The 16,133-nt window shown below is 31.4% G+C and carries 17 protein-coding genes; 7 read left to right on the forward strand and 10 right to left on the reverse strand.

Going from position 1 to position 16,133, the window contains the following annotated elements; all coding sequences use genetic code 11:
- Positions 1-4 precede the first annotated feature (4 nt).
- Positions 5-523: a signal peptidase I gene (gene lepB, locus FDN13_RS07195; protein ID WP_243120282.1), complete on the reverse strand. Its 519-nt coding sequence runs from the start codon at positions 521-523 to the stop codon at positions 5-7.
- Positions 524-703: 180 nt separating this feature from the next.
- On the opposite strand from lepB, the gene FDN13_RS07200 reads away from it, so the two are divergent.
- Positions 704-1,591, forward strand: coding sequence for a DUF2156 domain-containing protein (locus FDN13_RS07200; protein WP_138979588.1), 888 nt, complete (start codon positions 704-706; stop codon positions 1,589-1,591).
- A 14-nt stretch (positions 1,592-1,605) separates the two neighbouring features.
- Here FDN13_RS07200 and FDN13_RS14315 read toward each other — a convergent pair whose 3' ends face one another.
- Complete coding sequence (locus tag FDN13_RS14315) at positions 1,606-2,004, reverse strand: hypothetical protein (protein WP_207670916.1); 399 nt, start codon at positions 2,002-2,004, stop codon at positions 1,606-1,608.
- A 72-nt stretch (positions 2,005-2,076) separates the two neighbouring features.
- Positions 2,077-2,580, reverse strand: a complete 504-nt coding sequence (locus tag FDN13_RS07210; protein ID WP_138979589.1) for an SEC-C metal-binding domain-containing protein — start codon at positions 2,578-2,580, stop codon at positions 2,077-2,079.
- Positions 2,581-2,716: 136 nt separating this feature from the next.
- Between FDN13_RS07210 and FDN13_RS07215 the strand changes: the two genes are divergently transcribed.
- The gene (locus FDN13_RS07215; protein WP_256372273.1) at positions 2,717-3,376 is read left to right on the forward strand and encodes a DUF4397 domain-containing protein; all 660 of its coding nucleotides are present in this window, start codon (positions 2,717-2,719) and stop codon (positions 3,374-3,376) included.
- Positions 3,377-3,392: 16 nt separating this feature from the next.
- On the opposite strand, the gene FDN13_RS07220 is transcribed toward FDN13_RS07215, so the two are convergent.
- A complete protein-coding gene (locus FDN13_RS07220; RefSeq protein WP_138979590.1) occupies positions 3,393-3,980 on the reverse strand; it encodes a hypothetical protein in 588 nt (195 codons plus the stop codon).
- Between the two features lie 96 nt (positions 3,981-4,076).
- On the opposite strand from FDN13_RS07220, the gene FDN13_RS07225 reads away from it, so the two are divergent.
- Entirely contained in the window at positions 4,077-4,547 is a 471-nt protein-coding gene (locus FDN13_RS07225; RefSeq protein ID WP_207670917.1) for a methylated-DNA--[protein]-cysteine S-methyltransferase, read from the forward strand.
- Here the strand turns inward: FDN13_RS07225 and FDN13_RS07230 are convergent.
- Together FDN13_RS07230 and FDN13_RS07235 are read right to left on the reverse strand one after the other, a co-directional pair.
- The gene (locus FDN13_RS07230) at positions 4,544-5,902 is read right to left on the reverse strand and encodes an MATE family efflux transporter (protein ID WP_138979591.1); all 1,359 of its coding nucleotides are present in this window, start codon (positions 5,900-5,902) and stop codon (positions 4,544-4,546) included. The genes FDN13_RS07225 and FDN13_RS07230 overlap by 4 nt on opposite strands.
- Before the next feature lie 96 nt (positions 5,903-5,998).
- The gene (locus FDN13_RS07235; RefSeq protein ID WP_138979592.1) at positions 5,999-7,234 is read right to left on the reverse strand and encodes an MFS transporter; all 1,236 of its coding nucleotides are present in this window, start codon (positions 7,232-7,234) and stop codon (positions 5,999-6,001) included.
- Positions 7,235-7,514: 280 nt separating this feature from the next.
- On the opposite strand from FDN13_RS07235, the gene FDN13_RS07240 reads away from it, so the two are divergent.
- The 3 genes from FDN13_RS07240 to FDN13_RS07250 all read left to right on the forward strand — a co-directional run bounded on the left by FDN13_RS07240 (position 7,515) and on the right by FDN13_RS07250 (position 10,016).
- Positions 7,515-8,111 (forward strand): metallophosphoesterase, encoded by a 597-nt coding sequence (locus FDN13_RS07240; protein WP_138979593.1) that lies wholly within the window; start codon positions 7,515-7,517, stop codon positions 8,109-8,111.
- 10 nt (positions 8,112-8,121) lie between these two features.
- A complete protein-coding gene (locus FDN13_RS07245) occupies positions 8,122-9,132 on the forward strand; it encodes a hypothetical protein (RefSeq protein WP_138979594.1) in 1,011 nt (336 codons plus the stop codon).
- Positions 9,133-9,458: 326 nt separating this feature from the next.
- Positions 9,459-10,016 (forward strand): hypothetical protein, encoded by a 558-nt coding sequence (locus tag FDN13_RS07250; RefSeq protein ID WP_138979595.1) that lies wholly within the window; start codon positions 9,459-9,461, stop codon positions 10,014-10,016.
- Between the two features lie 18 nt (positions 10,017-10,034).
- On the opposite strand, the gene FDN13_RS07255 is transcribed toward FDN13_RS07250, so the two are convergent.
- The 4 genes from FDN13_RS07255 to FDN13_RS07270 all read right to left on the reverse strand — a co-directional run bounded on the left by FDN13_RS07255 (position 10,035) and on the right by FDN13_RS07270 (position 13,927).
- The gene (locus FDN13_RS07255; RefSeq protein ID WP_138979596.1) at positions 10,035-10,583 is read right to left on the reverse strand and encodes a DUF5317 domain-containing protein; all 549 of its coding nucleotides are present in this window, start codon (positions 10,581-10,583) and stop codon (positions 10,035-10,037) included.
- A gap of 9 nt (positions 10,584-10,592) precedes the next feature.
- Complete coding sequence (locus tag FDN13_RS07260) at positions 10,593-11,846, reverse strand: HD-GYP domain-containing protein (RefSeq protein WP_168190107.1); 1,254 nt, start codon at positions 11,844-11,846, stop codon at positions 10,593-10,595.
- Positions 11,847-12,066: 220 nt separating this feature from the next.
- A complete protein-coding gene (locus FDN13_RS07265) occupies positions 12,067-12,684 on the reverse strand; it encodes a hypothetical protein (protein WP_138979598.1) in 618 nt (205 codons plus the stop codon).
- A 91-nt stretch (positions 12,685-12,775) separates the two neighbouring features.
- Positions 12,776-13,927, reverse strand: a complete 1,152-nt coding sequence (locus FDN13_RS07270; RefSeq protein WP_138979599.1) for a DUF362 domain-containing protein — start codon at positions 13,925-13,927, stop codon at positions 12,776-12,778.
- A gap of 280 nt (positions 13,928-14,207) precedes the next feature.
- Here FDN13_RS07270 and FDN13_RS07275 point away from each other — a divergent pair, with 280 nt between their 5' ends.
- A complete protein-coding gene (locus FDN13_RS07275; protein ID WP_138979600.1) occupies positions 14,208-16,130 on the forward strand; it encodes a carboxypeptidase regulatory-like domain-containing protein in 1,923 nt (640 codons plus the stop codon).
- Positions 16,131-16,133 lie beyond the last annotated feature (3 nt).

The following is a 16,133-nucleotide window of genomic DNA, read 5'->3' on the forward strand; positions in this document are numbered from 1 at the left end:
TAATTTACTTTAATAATCCCATCCTATTAAATGGGAAAATTATATATATTGCCTTCCCTTCAATTTTATCCGCCTTAATATAGCTATAATTCCAGTACCTGCTGTCCTGTGAATTTGGTCTATTGTCCCCAAGAAAAAAATACTCCCCAGAAGGTACTATAAAGCTTTCCATACTTGTATAATCATCTTTATTTACAACATAGGGCTCATCATACTTTTTACCATTTATATATACAGTTCCATCTTTTATGTCTATTTTATCTCCTGGAAGACCAATAAGCCTTTTAATAAGCCTTTCATGAAGTTCATCAGAATAAAACACAACTATATCCCCTCTTTTAAGTTTCTCAGGATGATAAACCCTTGTAACAAATATTCTGTCCTGTGGCTTTATTGTAGGATACATAGATTCTGTTGGAACTAATATCTTAAAAAATAAAAATTTATTTATTGCAAGTGCAATTATAAAGGCTATTACTATTGGTACAACCCATTCCTTTATAAATAATTTTATATTATCCAATGTCTTTCCTCCTCTTATTGCATTTAAATACTTCATTAATTATCGTACCATTACTTTAAATATTTTGCATCAAAAATTTTACCTTATTTCAATAGTTAATAATTATTTAAAACAATATTCCAAAATTCAACATATTATGATTATATAAAACGACACTAAATAAAAGCAAGGTGATATACCATGCTTCATTTTAAGCCACTATCTTTAGAAGACAAAAAAATATTTGACAAATATACTAATCCCTATAAATTCAAAACAAGCGACTTTTCTTTTATAGACATTTTTATGTGGAGAAATGCATTTGATATTAGTTATTGTATATATGATGATGCTTTAATAATTAAAAAAATAGACTTTGATGGCTCAATTTGTTTTTTGCAGCCTCTTGGCTACCGATGCGATAACCTTGAAAAAATATTAAAAAAACTTGAGGAGCTTAAAAAGTACTATGATTCACCATGGCTTATTAAATATGCAGAAACATCCTTTATAAAGGATTTAACCTATCTATATCCTAACAAATATTTTATCAAAGAAGATAGAGATAGTTTTGATTATATATATGATTCTAAAAAACTTATCTCTCTTTCTGGAAATGTGCTAAGTAAAAAAAGAAACAACTATAACCATTTCATTAAAAACAATAATTATAAAGTTAAGATATACAATAATAAACTATTAGAAGACTGTATTTATATATCTAAAAGCTGGTATGAAAAATGCTCTGAAGTTCCCTATCTATCTTTTGAAGCTGAAACTGTAAGAGAACTTCTTGAAAATTCTTCAACTCTTTCTTTCGAATGTATAGTTATATATGTAGACGATATACCCTGTGGCTTTTCAATTGGTGAAAAATTAAATAAGGATATGGCACTTATCCATATTGAAAAGGCCGATAGAAGTATAAGGGGGCTTTATTCATTTATAAATAAGTGCTTTGTTGAAACTTTCTACAAAAATATACCATATATAAACCGTGAAGAAGATTTAGGAGTTAATAATTTAAGAAAATCTAAACTTTCCTATAATCCACTTTGGCTTGAAAAAAAATACTTTATATGTTCATAGGGTGCTTAGCACCTCTATGAACATATAAAGTATTCAATTCTATCAGTATCTAATCCAAAATAAACCCACCTTCTGCCATTCCATCTCCAGCCTGCAATAGAATTCCTACCAACAAAGGTAAGATACATCCAAAAAGCTCTGCCATTTCTTAACCAAATATATACAAATCTATAAAGGCAGCGCCTAATTGCTCCTGTGTCAACTGCTGATGGAGCAGGCCCAAATCCTGGACCTTTTGGTTTTGCTGGTGCCTGCATAGGGGGTACACTCTTTGGAGGTCCTAAAGGAGAAGCTCCTGGGAATTGACGATAGTTATCCTCCTGTTGTCCATTTAAATTTTCTTCCTCTTCAAACCCTGTTCCAAACCTTTCCATTATATGGCCTATTGGGACTTCATAAAATTCAAAATCCATACTTTCTCCCCTTTTAAATAATTACATTACATAATCATAATATGAAGTAACTATTTAAATGGTTAATAATTTTTATTCATTTTTTCCGCAACACTTTTTATATTTTTTACCGCTTCCACAGGGACATGGTTCATTTCTTCCTATCTTATTTTGATTAACAACTGTATGATCTATGTTGTACTGCTTTCTTATTTGTTTTCTTTTTTCTAATGTTAATATATTATCCCATGATTTTAAATCATAGAGCCAGTTTGCCTTAGCATCAATCATGTTATAATAAAGCTTTTCAAAATTTATATCAAGTTTAAAGCTTGAATCCTCTTCTAAACTTTCAAGATCAAGCATTTCATTTAAACTTGTGTTTATCCCTTGAAGAAATCCTAAAACTTCCTCATTGCTTAAACCATATTTTTCTCCGAATTCCTTTACTGTACTTTCTATTATATTAGCACCATTTTTTAATATGTCGTCATAAATATCCATTTCTTTTTTTAAGTATTCTTCCCAAAACTTATCATATTCTTCCTGTGTTCTTGGCTTTGATGCAAGTTCTTCCCATTTCTTAAATAATCCCATATCTATTCCCCTTTTCTTATAATATTCCTTTGATATTATAACATCTTTTTATTGCTATAACCATTTAATATTTATAATCACATACAAAAAATCTTCACATATAATATTATAGTAAAACAAATTATGAGGTGATCAAATGAATTTTTTCCCATTTGAAGAATGTCATGACTGCCCCTACTATAGGATGAAGTCAGGAATATCTTATATACGAATACTTCATGCCTCTCCTAACTCCCCAGCAGTTGATGTATATGCTAATGATAAACTGATAGCTAAAAATCTCTCCTATAGAGGCTTTACGCCATATATAGGAGTTCCAGAAGGCCAGTACAGAGTTAAAGTTTTTGCAACAGGAACAAAGGAAAAGCCTGTATTAGATACTGAATTAAGTCTTCCCGGCAACGCATCCTACACTATTGCTGCTATTGGGAATCCTAATGAAATAAGCCTTTTTCCTATTGTAGAACACCAAAAATCTTTAAGCCCAGGCAAACTTTTTTTAAGGTTTGCTCATTTATCCCCCAATGCTCCTTCAGTTGATATTGTAACTACTGATGGAAAAAAGCTCTTTGAAGATATATCTTACAAAGAAGTAGATGATTATATAGAAGTTAACCCCGGTACCTATTCAATTAAAATCAATCCTTCTGGTACAAATAATACTGTTCTTTTTGTGCCTAACATTAGACTTTTACCAAATAGGTACTATACTATATATGCTGTAGGTCTTGTTGGCGGTAAACCATCTCTTCAAGTTTTAATACCACTTGATGGTACTTCTTATTTAAGGGAATAGGAATACTCTATTCCCTTCATTTTGTGTTATATTTAAAATATACATCACAGTGTGCAAAACGGTCAAAAACGTTAATTTCGTTTATTATGTCTTTTCTCTTTGAAATAAAAAAGGATATAGCCTCCCATAAAAGAACCCATCCTCCAATATTAAACCCTTCAAGTGCCGTATTTAAAAATATATTTGATTTAAATTGTTTTTCCAATACAAGGGCTGAAAACAAAAGAAAAAAGGAAATCATAGTAAACAAAATTGTTCTCCTATAGGATTGTTTAAGTAACCTTAACTCCCCTCTTAAATATAAGGAATAATAATTTTTAAGCTTTAATGATATCAATCTTTCAGCTTCTTCATTCCTTACCTCATTTGATATGTAAAAGCATATTTCTATATTATGTTTAAAAGGTATATCATAAGAGCAGCTCCTTAAGAAAAAATCAAGGTCTGGATCAAGATCTCTTTTTTGAAATGGTGCATTATCCCAATCATTGAATATATCTGTATACTTATTTAAAGATACTTCAATTATATAATTCCCTGTATTCGGATTTTTCTCATATATTTTTTTTAAATAATCATCCCATTTAAATCTTCTTAATGCCATAAATTCACTCCTTAGGACAAATCATTACAATAGTATATATTTATCTTTTCCATTTTTTAATATAAAATTATATATATAATTTATTGGGGGTATATTATGAAAATATATAAAGCATATTATATGTCAAAAATCGGTATGATTGAAGTTTCCGGAAATGAAGAGGGTATATTATCAGTATCTTTTATTGACATTGAAGGCGTTGCTGAAACCGCAAGGGAAAATATCCACTCAAGTCTTATAAACTGTATAGAACAGCTTGATATGTATTTTAAAGGAAATCTAAAAGAATTTAACATTAAGCTTAATATTAAAGGAACAGAATTCCAGAAAAAGGTTTGGAGTGAACTTTTAAAAATACCCTTTGGTAAAACAGTCAGCTACTTAGATATTGCAAAGGCAATAGGAAATGAAAAGGCTGTAAGGGCTGTTGGCGGGGCAAATAACAAAAACAAAATAGCAATAATCATACCCTGCCATAGAGTAATTGGAAAAAACGGTGAGCTTGTAGGATATGGTGGTGGATTAGATAAAAAGGAATGGCTTTTAAAACATGAAGGGGCACTTTAATGTGCCCCATTTTTTTGAATATGATTAAGGTTTCTTATTTCAACGTATAAAAATATTGCTGTGATAAGAGATGATAAAAAGTCTGCTGAAGGCCCTGCAAGCCATACCCCCTTCAATTTAAATATCCTTGGCAATATAAGCAAAAGCGGTATGAGTATGATTACTTGTCTTGAAAGGCTTAAAAACATTGAATGTTTTGGTTTCCCTACGGCCTGAAAATAGTTTGAGCTAACTATTTGAAAGCCTATTATGGGAAGCATTGCAAGGAAAATCCTTATTCCATTTGAACCAATTTTTATAAGCTCATTATCTGTTCTATTAAAAATACTTATTATTGATACAGGGAATAGCTCAACTATTATAAATCCTACTATACAAATAGAAGTTGCTGCAATTATTGCAAGCTTTAAAGTTTTCTTTACCCTGTCATATTTTTGTGCCCCATAGTTATAGCCTATTATTGGCTGAGCCCCCTGATTTATTCCAAATATAGGCATTAAAATTAGCATTGATACACTGTTTATAATTCCCATTGCAGCTATTGATATATCCCCACCATACTTTGCAAGGCTCCTATTAAGAATTATAGTAACAACGCTTGCTGCAAGCTGCATAGAGAAAGGGGATATGCCGATAGAAAATATTGAAAGGATTATTCTCTTTTTTAAATATAAATTTTTTCTATGAATCTTAAGCATACTTCTTTTGCCAAAGAAATACAACAAAACCCATGCTGCACTTAAAGCCTGGGATATTATTGTGGCAATAGCAGCTCCTTTTATTCCCTGATGGAATACAAATATGAATATAGGGTCAAGTATTGTGTTAGCTATAGCACCTATAAGCATAGTAAACATTGCTGTCTTTGGATTAGCATCTGCTCTTATTAGATTATTCATTCCAAAGCCAACGTTTTGAAATATAACTCCTAATAGTATTATAGTTATATAATCATCTGCATATTTTATTACAGCCTCCCCTGCCCCAAAACTTCTCAATATAGGCCTTTTATATAAAAGTCCAAATACTGTAAGTATCAATGAGATTATAACAAGAAGTATTAAAGCATTGGCTACAATTTTTTCAGCTTCATCTCTTCTTTGCTGCCCAAGCCTTATTGAAACAAGAGCTGTTGATCCTATTCCAACAAGCATTCCAAATGCCATTATCACCGTAGTAATAGGAAAAGTTATTGCTATTCCTGATATAGCAAGGGAACCTACTCCCTGTCCGACAAATATCCTATCTACAATATTATATAAAGCATTTACAATCATTCCTACTATTGCTGGTATAGAAAACTTTAAAAGCAGCCTCCCGATTCTTTCTTCACCAAGTTGTTTTGCTCTATCCATAATTACCTCCTTACATCCAAAATATAAGCAAATGTGTAAACATATACTATAATATCATAAAAACCTATATAATTAAAACTTTACTTTATATCTTTTCTATACATAAGCTGAATTTTTATCATCATAAACCTCAAGGCATCTCATAAATAATGATGCTACAAATACAACTCCTCCAAGTATAATCCATCCATTTTCTATGCTTATATAACTTAAAGCCTTTCCCATTCCCATAGGTCCTAAGGTATGTCCAAGTCCTAAAATCATAGGTAATACTGCATTCATTCTACCTCTATGAGATATTGGAGTATGATTAGCAATAAAAGGAGATACATTTATTGAAAGAATTATTTCTCCTATTGTAAATATGAAAGCTGCAACAAAAAAGAATGGAAGTGATTTAATAAGCCCAAGCATTCCAAACCCCACAGCATACAAAAGGCCTCCATAAAACATACACCTTATATTTTTTATTTTCTCAGTTAATTTTGTCATTATTGGAGTAAAAAGCATAACTATAAGACCATTAAAACTTGCAATTAATCCATAATACCTTGGTCCAGCATCTTTAAAATTCTGACTTGTTTGCATTGGAAGCATAAATGACCATTGGGAATATACAAAATTGTATCCAAAAATAATTAATGCAAAATATAAAAGTATTGGTCTTTTTAAAAGTATTGAAATCGTAGAGCCTTCCTCTCTTTTTTCAAGTATTCTTCTTTCATCATTTATATCCTGTTTTGTAAGATATATTGTTTCCTTTACAAACAATCCTATAAGAATAAGGGATACTATCGTCGTTGCAGCATCTCCTATAAATACTATTGGGAGATGATTTTGGAACAAAAATCCCCCTATAATTGGGCCTACTGCAAAGCCTATATTCCATCCCATGTAAACTAAAGCATAAGCCCCTTTTCTATTCTCAGGGGTTGTAAGGTCTGCAAGAAGGGCATCATAAGCAGGCCCTGAAATCGAATGACATGCACCTGCTGCCATAATAACATACATCATTTTTGTTGAGGGCTCCATAAAACCACATATAATGTACAAAATCGTTCCAAAAAAACCAAAGAACATTATAATGAACTTTCTTCCTATTGTATCTACAAGTTTGCCTCCTATAATTGACATTGGCATAAACAAAAAACCAGCTATACTAATATAAAAACCGGCCTGGGCCTTTGAAAGTCCTATTTTTTGCGTAAGTATAAGTGTCATTAAGGGCATTACAAAACTCCCCATAGAATTTACTATTCTTGATATAAATATTACATATATCTCCTTTGGCAAACCTTTATAGGGATTTAATAGATTCGCTGTTTTTCTCATGATTTTTCCTCCAAATTTTAGATAATCAAAAACTTATATCATAGATATTAAAATAAATTTTGATAGCTCCCCCCTAAAATAAAAGACTATAGATGATTACCGCCACCTATAGCCTTAGTCTTAATATTTAAAATAATAAATTTCTTTCTATGCCTAATGTTAAGTATATGCTATAATATTCTTTTTGTCAACACTTCCTTTTAAAGGAAAAACTTTTTAGTTGATATATATATGTATTCTGCTATAATTTATTTAAATATTCTTTATTTGGGAGAAGTTTATGGATAATATAAAAAAAATATTATTTAATTTAAGTGGAAAAATATACACCCCTAAATATGCGTTAGGTGATTACACTAAAATACTTCATATAAGTGATACTCCAACAACTATATACGGAAGTATTATAAATCTTGCAAAAAAAACAAATCCAGATATATTAATTCATACTGGTGATGTAGCTGATGACATAAAGCTGCAAATGGCCCCTCAGCTTTTAAACAGCTATAGAGTTAAAGTTACAAGATTTTTATCATCATTAACACCATACATTAAAGATAGGATTATAATCGTTCCTGGGAACCATGATAATATAGATATACTAAAATCTATAAATTCAGTTGAAATATTAAAAGAAGGAAGTATATTGAATATAAATGATTTTAAAATTGGGCTTTCCCATAGCTTTAATAATCTCCCAAAGGAATGCACATTTTATCTCTATGGCCATGACAAAACATTATCAAACAAAAAAGAATATTTGAATGGAATCTATTATATTAATATAATAGATATAGAAAGAAAAAAAGTAATAGAACTCAGCTATCCATCAGGGACAGACGCATATAGAACAAGGAAAAAGAAAACAGGTATTTAGGAGGATTTTTATGTTTTCACTTGTAAGAACGGGTCCTAAACTAATAGTTTTTGGCAGCAATAACGTTTGTGATTTGTCAAACTTGTTAAGAGATAATTTTAATGGAGTTGTAATGGGTCTTGACCAGGCCCTTGAAATTTCTCAGGAAGATAGTACTATAATTTTTATTACAGATCCTGATAAAAAAATAGCCCATCTTAGTGACGTAAAATCAATAGTTTTAGTCCCTCAAAGATCTGACTTTCTTTTCTCTTCAATATTAAATTTTAAAGCTTATTCATATATTCAGGATTCCCATATAGCTCCTGGAACAATAATAATGAGAGTATTAGGAGATACACAAAAGATTATTGAAAGCATAAGACAAACCTACGATGGAAAAGTAATGTCAATTTATGAATGCCTTGATAAAGGAATATCAAATCAGTCTATATTGAGCTTTACAGAAAATCCCATAAACAAAAACTTAACCCTTAAGGATTTTAAAAAGGAGCATATACTAATAGATCTTCCCCCACATATACTTCATAAAAGGTTAGTAATTCAAGCATTAAGATTTTTAAACGAAGGTCTTGTTGATAAAGAATGGTATGATCTTCAAATTAAAATATATGATAGATACAGTAAGTACAAGCTTCATTATGAAAGACTCTCAATTATACTTGACAACCTTGAACTTGGTCTAATACTTGGTGAGTCATGGACAAAGGACTATCCAAGGTTTTTAATGAGTGTACTTGTATATCAGGTAAGGCTTTTTACCCTATTAAATCCTATTGAAATTAAAAAGCTACTCCTCGGTATGGAATATCTTGAAGATGGAACAAGGATTTGCGATTTAGACCTTATATATAAGGGGAAAAAGGTTGATTGGGTTGAAACCCTTGACCATTCAACTAAAGGATTAACAAGACAGGAAGTGGGCTTAAAATATAGAGAAGAAATTTATAATAAGCTATCAAATGAATATATAGAAAAGATAAAAAAATATGACCAGGAAATTATTAAAATGAGGGATTAATAAAATTAGAACCTTACTTTTATCAACATGAGCTGTTATTACATCTATTACATTAGGGCTGTCTATTCCATCAATCGGAGGAATAATTGGTTGTGCACCTGTACCAACTATAATATTATCAGCAGTTGCAAGTTCAGGAGTATCCTCTGTGGCCTCAGTAATAAGCCTTATGTCTACGTTTTATTTTTTAATCTCTTTATTTTGTCCAATTTGTAGTTTAAATTTAAATAATAAGTAATTGTCCCTTTTTTGCTTCTATCCTTGGGATGGAAATTATGGTATAATACTCATGTATTTTGAACTTAATAAATAAGGGGAATAAAGATATGAATCCTAACAAAAAATCACTCTTAACTTCTATAATATTAATTTTAATTTACATAGTTACAGTTAAAGCAATGTTAAATAAATCTGTAGATAGAAAGTTAAATGCTTTATTAGATTTATCAGGCTATGGAAGTGACTTTTATATGATAAATGAATATTTTTCAAAGCTGGGATATAAAGCAAAGACTACTAAAATTAAAGATAATATATATAATGTAAAAGTATATTACGGCCCTTTTTCGGTAGATAAGATTTTTAAATGGGATTATTCAACAAATAAAGATGAAGAAAATGATATAAAAAATTTAATTAAAAGTTATTGGGAGAAAAATAAAAATAAAAGCGAAGAAGACAGAATGTATGAAATAGAAAGAATGATGAAAAATTACTATCCGTATAATGGCAATAGTATGTATATTGATGTTAAAAAAGAGAATAACAAAATTATTGTTAAAATGCCAAGTGATCTTTATTCAGGCTTCTCAAAGGAAATAGAAAGAACTAATTTTTTAAAAAGTTATCTATATAAAAGCGTATATATATTTGAAGTAGATTAAAAGCTGCCCTCTGGCAGCTTAATTTGTTTTTTTACCTTTCATGCCCTGTATTATAAACATCATAAATCCAATTGCGGCTATTATATCTCCTATGCTTATAACATAATGCCTAAGATAAGTCTTTGGTATTATATCGCCTAAAAAACAAAGCCTTGTTCCTTCATTTTGAACAACATAAAGCCCCTCAGATGATGCCCTAACAGCATCAATAGAAGGTGCAAGCCCTGCTGCAACAGCAGCTTTTGCACTAACAGGCATAGCGCCACCATTTGAAAAAATTGCAAGGGCATTTAATAAAAATCCAAATCCCATAATTAAAATATATTTATTTTCCCTATTTAAATATATGAATAAAAATATAAGTGCGTATTCAATAATATAAATTAGTGTTGTTAAATATCCCCTTGATAATATTCCTCTTCTTACAAGAGAAAATAAAATAAATTCAACAAAAAATGCCCCAACAGCTAAATACAAAGCCTTTAGTTTTATATCTTCAAAATTTTTAAGGCTTCCTTTTAATATATATCCAATTATTATTCCAATAATTAATGCTTCAAGAAACATAATTTTACCTCACGCTTTTTTACTTTTTATCTTTAAAAAAGTATTTACTATATCCGGATGAAATTGTGTGCCGCTATTTTTAATAAGCTCATCTTTTATTTCATCCCAAGGCATAGCTTTTCTGTATACTCTGTCCGTTGACATAGCATCAACTGCATCGGCAAGCTGAAGTATAAAAACGTCCTTTCCAAGCTCCTCAGCCTTTTTACCCCAGGGATATCCTTTGCCATCGTATCTTTCGTGGTGATATCTTACAAGATGGGGTATATCTCCAAAATCCTTAATATCCTTTAATATGTTGTACCCAATTTCTGGGTGGGATTTTATTAAATTATATTCTTCTTCAGTAAGCTTACCTGGTTTATTTAAAATGCTGTCTTCTATTCCTATTTTTCCTACATCGTGAAGATAGGACGCAATTATTAGCTGCTCTACTCTGCTCTCGCTATAGCCAAGCTCCCTTGCTATATCTTCTACTATCTTTGCAACATTTCTTGAATGTCCCTCGGTGTATTTGTCCCTCGCTTCAACAGCATGCATAAGGGCTTTCACAGTTTCCAAATACTTAGTTTTTACCTCTATATATAAGTAATATGTATATCTTGCAAGAAGAACTGGTACCATAAGTATCAATATTCCTGCTACGTTATAGTTTCTATAAAGATAAGCAAGTAAATATCCAAAGGGTGCCATTGCTATTATATTTAAAAGGCCAAATCTAAATGTGTTAACAAATTCCTGGAGGATGTTGTTGTTTGATAAAGAGTACATAAGTATAGCCATTATTAAACTATTAACCGTTAAAAATACAATTATAAAAGAAAATATCTGCAAAAACTCAAGTATGAATATATTATTACTAAATGAATAACGAATAAAACTATTATAGGCAATAGATGAGCTATATGCAGATATTGCCATATTAGATATATTAAACAATGTTATATATACAGGTGTGTTAAAAACATGTATATATCTGTCAGGTTTCTTATAAATTCTGAATGCCATACCTAAAGATATTATTACCATCGTCCAAAAACCGCCAAAAAGAATAATAGATGCAACTGTAATTGCAAATCCAGAGCTAATCCTAATCTTTTTAAAACCAACAGAAAGGGATTCAGTTATTATTGATAATATAATAAAAAAAGCAATGTCAATTAAATCTACATCAACTTTTAAGTATTTATATGAATTATAAAAAGAATATGCTGCAATTAAATATAACATTGAAAGATATATTACTAATCTTTTATTTTTCATATTTACCTCCATAATAATAAAAAGGCCGATTTATTTATATTATATTCCCCATGAAAAGTGTGATCCACCTGCAAGAACAAGTGTTAAAAGAGCGATTAATAATGGTAAATACTTTTTCACAGCAATTCCCCCTTTATACGTGTTCACAGGGCTTCGCTATAACCTGTGCCAAATTCTCCGCTAAAGGAAGGTAAAAAAATTTAATCGGCCTTTTTTTCAGCTATAAAGTTATTCTCTGTATGCGCCTGTTTATTGCATCGAGTGTTGCCTTTGCTATTGTTTCGTTTATATCCTTTTTAATTATTGCAGATCCTACAAGGGTTTCCTCGTTTCCACCAAGCATTACGTTCACTAAAACTGTAGCTATATTGATATTATTGCTTGAATTTATTATTACATCTTGTACATCGAATATATATGCTTGTCCCAAAATTTGCTCAACAGTTTTTACGGTTGCTGCTGCTACTATTTTCTTCCTGTTTGCTGCTGTATTGATTCCTACTTCCTTTGTTGAATATTCCTTTTCATCATATATTAATGTTACACTACATTCTATAACATTATCCTTCGATATAACTGATACCCCACTAAGCCTTATCCTTTTTACTACTACACAATCTTCACTTTGTATTGCGGCAATGCTTATCTTATTCTTATCTATTCTATAATTAAATTGGGCATATAGGGTTGATTCAATATCCCTTACTATCTGCTTTGGAGAGCGAATATTATTAGCAAGTATATGTATCTCCTGTATTTCTTCTTTTTCTGCAACAACTTTGGAATTTATAACCCCTTCAATTTTATTCAAAATTTCCTGAATTGCATTAATATCCATAATCAAACCCTCTTTCACCAACTTTATTAATATAATAACATATTTTTACATTGCCTACAATTGTTTATATTGTAATTTTAAAGGTAAAATATTATTTATTTTTACCTTCTATTATTCTTCTTATAAATGGAACCTTAATACTAATAGCACTCTCTGGGCAAAGTTCCTGACAGCAATAACACCTTATACATTTTTTATAGTTATGAACTGGAGCTTTCTTTCTGTCATTCTTATCCCAATTTACTGCTTTTGGCTCAACAGGACATATATTAATACATACTCCACATTTTACGCATTTATTTATATCTATATATGGTTTTGGAACAATATAGTTTCTTAAATGCCCCCCTATAAAATTAAGAGGCTTAAAAGGAGTAACAGGAGTTCTATTTACGCTAAAACTATTATCAATAAACTGCTCTAAGTCATCCCCCACAAGTTCAATTTCATTTTCAATATAAGTCCCAAGTCCCATTTCTTTCCCAAACTTTATAGTAGGAACATATTCAGGATTAACATTCACCATCCTGCATACAACACTGTCAAGGGCAACAGGATCAGAGGATATTAGAATAACATTCATCTTTTTAGGAGTTCCTCCCCTGGGGCCGTTTCCTTCCATTGCATATATTCCATCCATTATATAAAGCCTTGGCTTTAAGAATTTATTTAAATCAATAAGCATCTTAGCAAAATCATTTACATTAGGAAGCTTTACATGAAACTCTCCCTTAAGCTTTCCTGGAATACATCCAAACTGATTTTTAACTGCTCCAGTTAGTTTTGTAAGACCGTGGGTTTTAAGCTTTGGAAGGCTTATAATGCCATCGCACTCCAAAACTCCCTTTGCAATAGTAAACCTTTTATTCTGTATTCCTTCTTTAAAGGTTACTTCCTCGCCGCTATTAAAATCTGCAAATTTTATATCAAGCTCTTTAGCTACTTCTTCTATCCCGCACTTTCTTGCCGCAAACTCAGGTGTTTGAAGCGCGGGAGAATCGCCATAGGATAAAACTGCCCCACCTTCTCTTAAAATCTGTGCAACAGCTTTAAAAACCACAGGATGAGTAGTGACGCATTTCTCAGGAGCCTCCCCTGTAAGCATATTAGGCTTTAAAAGTATTCTCTCCCCTTCTTTAACAAAACTCTCTAAAGTACCAATTAGTTCTATCCCCCTTTTAATACTCTCTTTTACCTTGTCGTAATCATAACTGTCACATCTTATTACCGCAACCTTTGACATACCAACACCTCAACTTAATTAAAATCTATATATATTATAACTATTTTAACACATTTTATTTCCACATTGTAACAGGGACAGTTACTTATTTACTCGACTTCTGAAACAATTAACTAAAAAGTTTTCTCCGTCTCCGGTGCCAGGCACCAAGGATGGAGAAAGCTTTTTCACACTAACTGTCCCCTAATATACCCCCCTAAGATACCCTAAGAATATAAGTATTTTGTCACATTTTATCGAAACTTCATATATTATACTAAGAAAACTGCGAGGTGATATTATGTATAGAACCTTTGCCATATATGTTGCAAATATGAACTCTAATACCGTAAGTGTAGTCGACAGCGGCTCAGATAAAGTTCTTTCAACAATCCCCGTTGGCTCTGCACCATACAGCATAGCTAAAACATCCGACGGGAAATATATTTTTTCTATGAATTCAGGGGATGGAACTGTAAGCATGATTGAAACAACAACAAGCAATGTTATCTCTGTAATAAACGTAGGAAGTTTTCCTATTGCAGGAGTAGTAAGCCTCGACAATAGATATTTATACGTTGCATGCAGAGACAGTGAGATGGTGTCAGTAATAGATATAAGTTTAAGAACCGTTATCGGAAATATTGTATTAAACTTTAAACCAGTAAAACTTGAACTCTCTCCTGATGGCAGAAAAATATTTGCATTATGCATTAACTCCCTTTCAATACCTGTAATCGATACGGAAACTAATACAATTATTAAAAGAATAGCTCTTCCTGGGACATCCTATTACACTCCTACGGATTTTAAAATATCTCCAAATGGAAAGACTGCCTTTTTCGTAAGCTTTCAAAGACCTGCAATAGTTGGAATCGATGCTGAAAATCTGACAGTAATTGAGCCTATAATATCTTTCTCCTCAGGAGTTTTAAATCCCACATCTGTTTGTATTTCACCAGACAGCAATTATGTTTTTGTAACCGGTGTCAGCAAAAGCAGCGGAGTTATAATGCGTATAAAAGAAACCCTTCCAACAAAAATATTAACAACAAAAATCGTATATGCAGTTCCTTACAAATCAATTATAACTTCCGATAGCAGCAGACTTATAGTGCTTAATAATATATCGGGGAGCATAACTATATTTGATACAAATAATCTCGACAAATACACAAGCCAATATCTCGGAGGAGCACTTACGGATATAGTATTAACCCCGAGCTGCAAATATGCCTATATAACTAACCAGCCTCTTAAGGCTATTATTAAGATGGATATAATTAATAAGGTACCACTCCTTGCGCTTCCAATAGGAGATTTTCCAATAGCATCACAGGGAACCTATATAGACCTTCCAACTCCTCCTTCTATGAAACTTTTTAGGCCCCTTGTTAAAGATACAGAGCCCTTTGACTTAGCAAAGGACGGAACTGCAACAGTTGACATTAACCCTTCTCTTATTATGGATGCTGAAGGGAATATATTCGGAATTGTAACAGATCCGGATAATAACCCTATTTCCAATGCAGAAGTCAAAGTCATAGATGAAGATAACCATACAGTGAACTTTGACTATACAGACTCAAGGGGTAAATTTATGTTCAGGCTCGTACCTTCAAAAGAATACTCCCTTGTTGTGGTCTCTCCAGACCATCTGTTATCAAAAATAATACCCTTTTCATTAACATCAGGAGAGCAGAAGGAAATGGATGTAAAACTTACAGAGGCCGAAATCTCTTCCCTTGGAGTGCTGCTTGGAGAAATGATTGATGAGAATATGCTTGGTATTAGAAACGGTGTTGCAAATCTTTATAAAAAAACAGATGGAGGCGATGCCTTTTTTGCTCATGGATACTCTGAAGTAAAAGGACTTTACAGGATACCCTATATACCTTTAGGATTATATACTTTAAAAATACAAGTTCCTGGATATGTCCCCTATGAAAGTCTTGTAATATTTGACAGGGAATATCTTGTTGCAATAACAACTTCAAGACTATCCTTAGATACTTCAAATCCAAAGGGAAAAATTTCTGGAAGAGTAATGTATTACAACGCCCCAGTTGCTAACTCTTTGCTTGAACTTTATAAAAAGGACGGAGAATCCTATATAACTGTTTCAGTAACTTCAACTGATGAAAATGGATACTATGAATTTAAAAATTTGCCCGCAGGAAACTACTTTATTGAATGCAAAAAACTTGTAGAAAGTCAAATATAAAGA

The sequence above is a fragment of the Caloramator sp. E03 genome (genome assembly GCF_006016075.1).
GTDB lineage: Bacteria > Bacillota > Clostridia > Clostridiales > Caloramatoraceae > Caloramator_B.

Coding starts and splice junctions, on each gene's coding strand:
- FDN13_RS07260 (WP_168190107.1), bottom strand. CDS start 11,846: ATGAAAAATAAAAGATTAGTAATATATCTTTCAATGTTATATTTAATT.
- FDN13_RS07240 (WP_138979593.1), top strand. CDS start 7,515: ATGGATAATATAAAAAAAATATTATTTAATTTAAGTGGAAAAATATAC.
- FDN13_RS07255 (WP_138979596.1), bottom strand. CDS start 10,583: ATGTTTCTTGAAGCATTAATTATTGGAATAATAATTGGATATATATTA.
- FDN13_RS07270 (WP_138979599.1), bottom strand. CDS start 13,927: ATGTCAAAGGTTGCGGTAATAAGATGTGACAGTTATGATTACGACAAG.
- FDN13_RS07230 (WP_138979591.1), bottom strand. CDS start 5,902: ATGGATAGAGCAAAACAACTTGGTGAAGAAAGAATCGGGAGGCTGCTT.
- FDN13_RS07225 (WP_207670917.1), top strand. CDS start 4,077: ATGAAAATATATAAAGCATATTATATGTCAAAAATCGGTATGATTGAA.
- FDN13_RS07275 (WP_138979600.1), top strand. CDS start 14,208: ATGTATAGAACCTTTGCCATATATGTTGCAAATATGAACTCTAATACC.
- FDN13_RS07215 (WP_256372273.1), top strand. CDS start 2,717: ATGAATTTTTTCCCATTTGAAGAATGTCATGACTGCCCCTACTATAGG.
- FDN13_RS07210 (WP_138979589.1), bottom strand. CDS start 2,580: ATGGGATTATTTAAGAAATGGGAAGAACTTGCATCAAAGCCAAGAACA.
- FDN13_RS07245 (WP_138979594.1), top strand. CDS start 8,122: ATGTTTTCACTTGTAAGAACGGGTCCTAAACTAATAGTTTTTGGCAGC.
- FDN13_RS07265 (WP_138979598.1), bottom strand. CDS start 12,684: ATGGATATTAATGCAATTCAGGAAATTTTGAATAAAATTGAAGGGGTT.
- FDN13_RS14315 (WP_207670916.1), bottom strand. CDS start 2,004: ATGGATTTTGAATTTTATGAAGTCCCAATAGGCCATATAATGGAAAGG.
- FDN13_RS07250 (WP_138979595.1), top strand. CDS start 9,459: ATGAATCCTAACAAAAAATCACTCTTAACTTCTATAATATTAATTTTA.
- FDN13_RS07235 (WP_138979592.1), bottom strand. CDS start 7,234: ATGAGAAAAACAGCGAATCTATTAAATCCCTATAAAGGTTTGCCAAAG.
- FDN13_RS07200 (WP_138979588.1), top strand. CDS start 704: ATGCTTCATTTTAAGCCACTATCTTTAGAAGACAAAAAAATATTTGAC.
- FDN13_RS07220 (WP_138979590.1), bottom strand. CDS start 3,980: ATGGCATTAAGAAGATTTAAATGGGATGATTATTTAAAAAAAATATAT.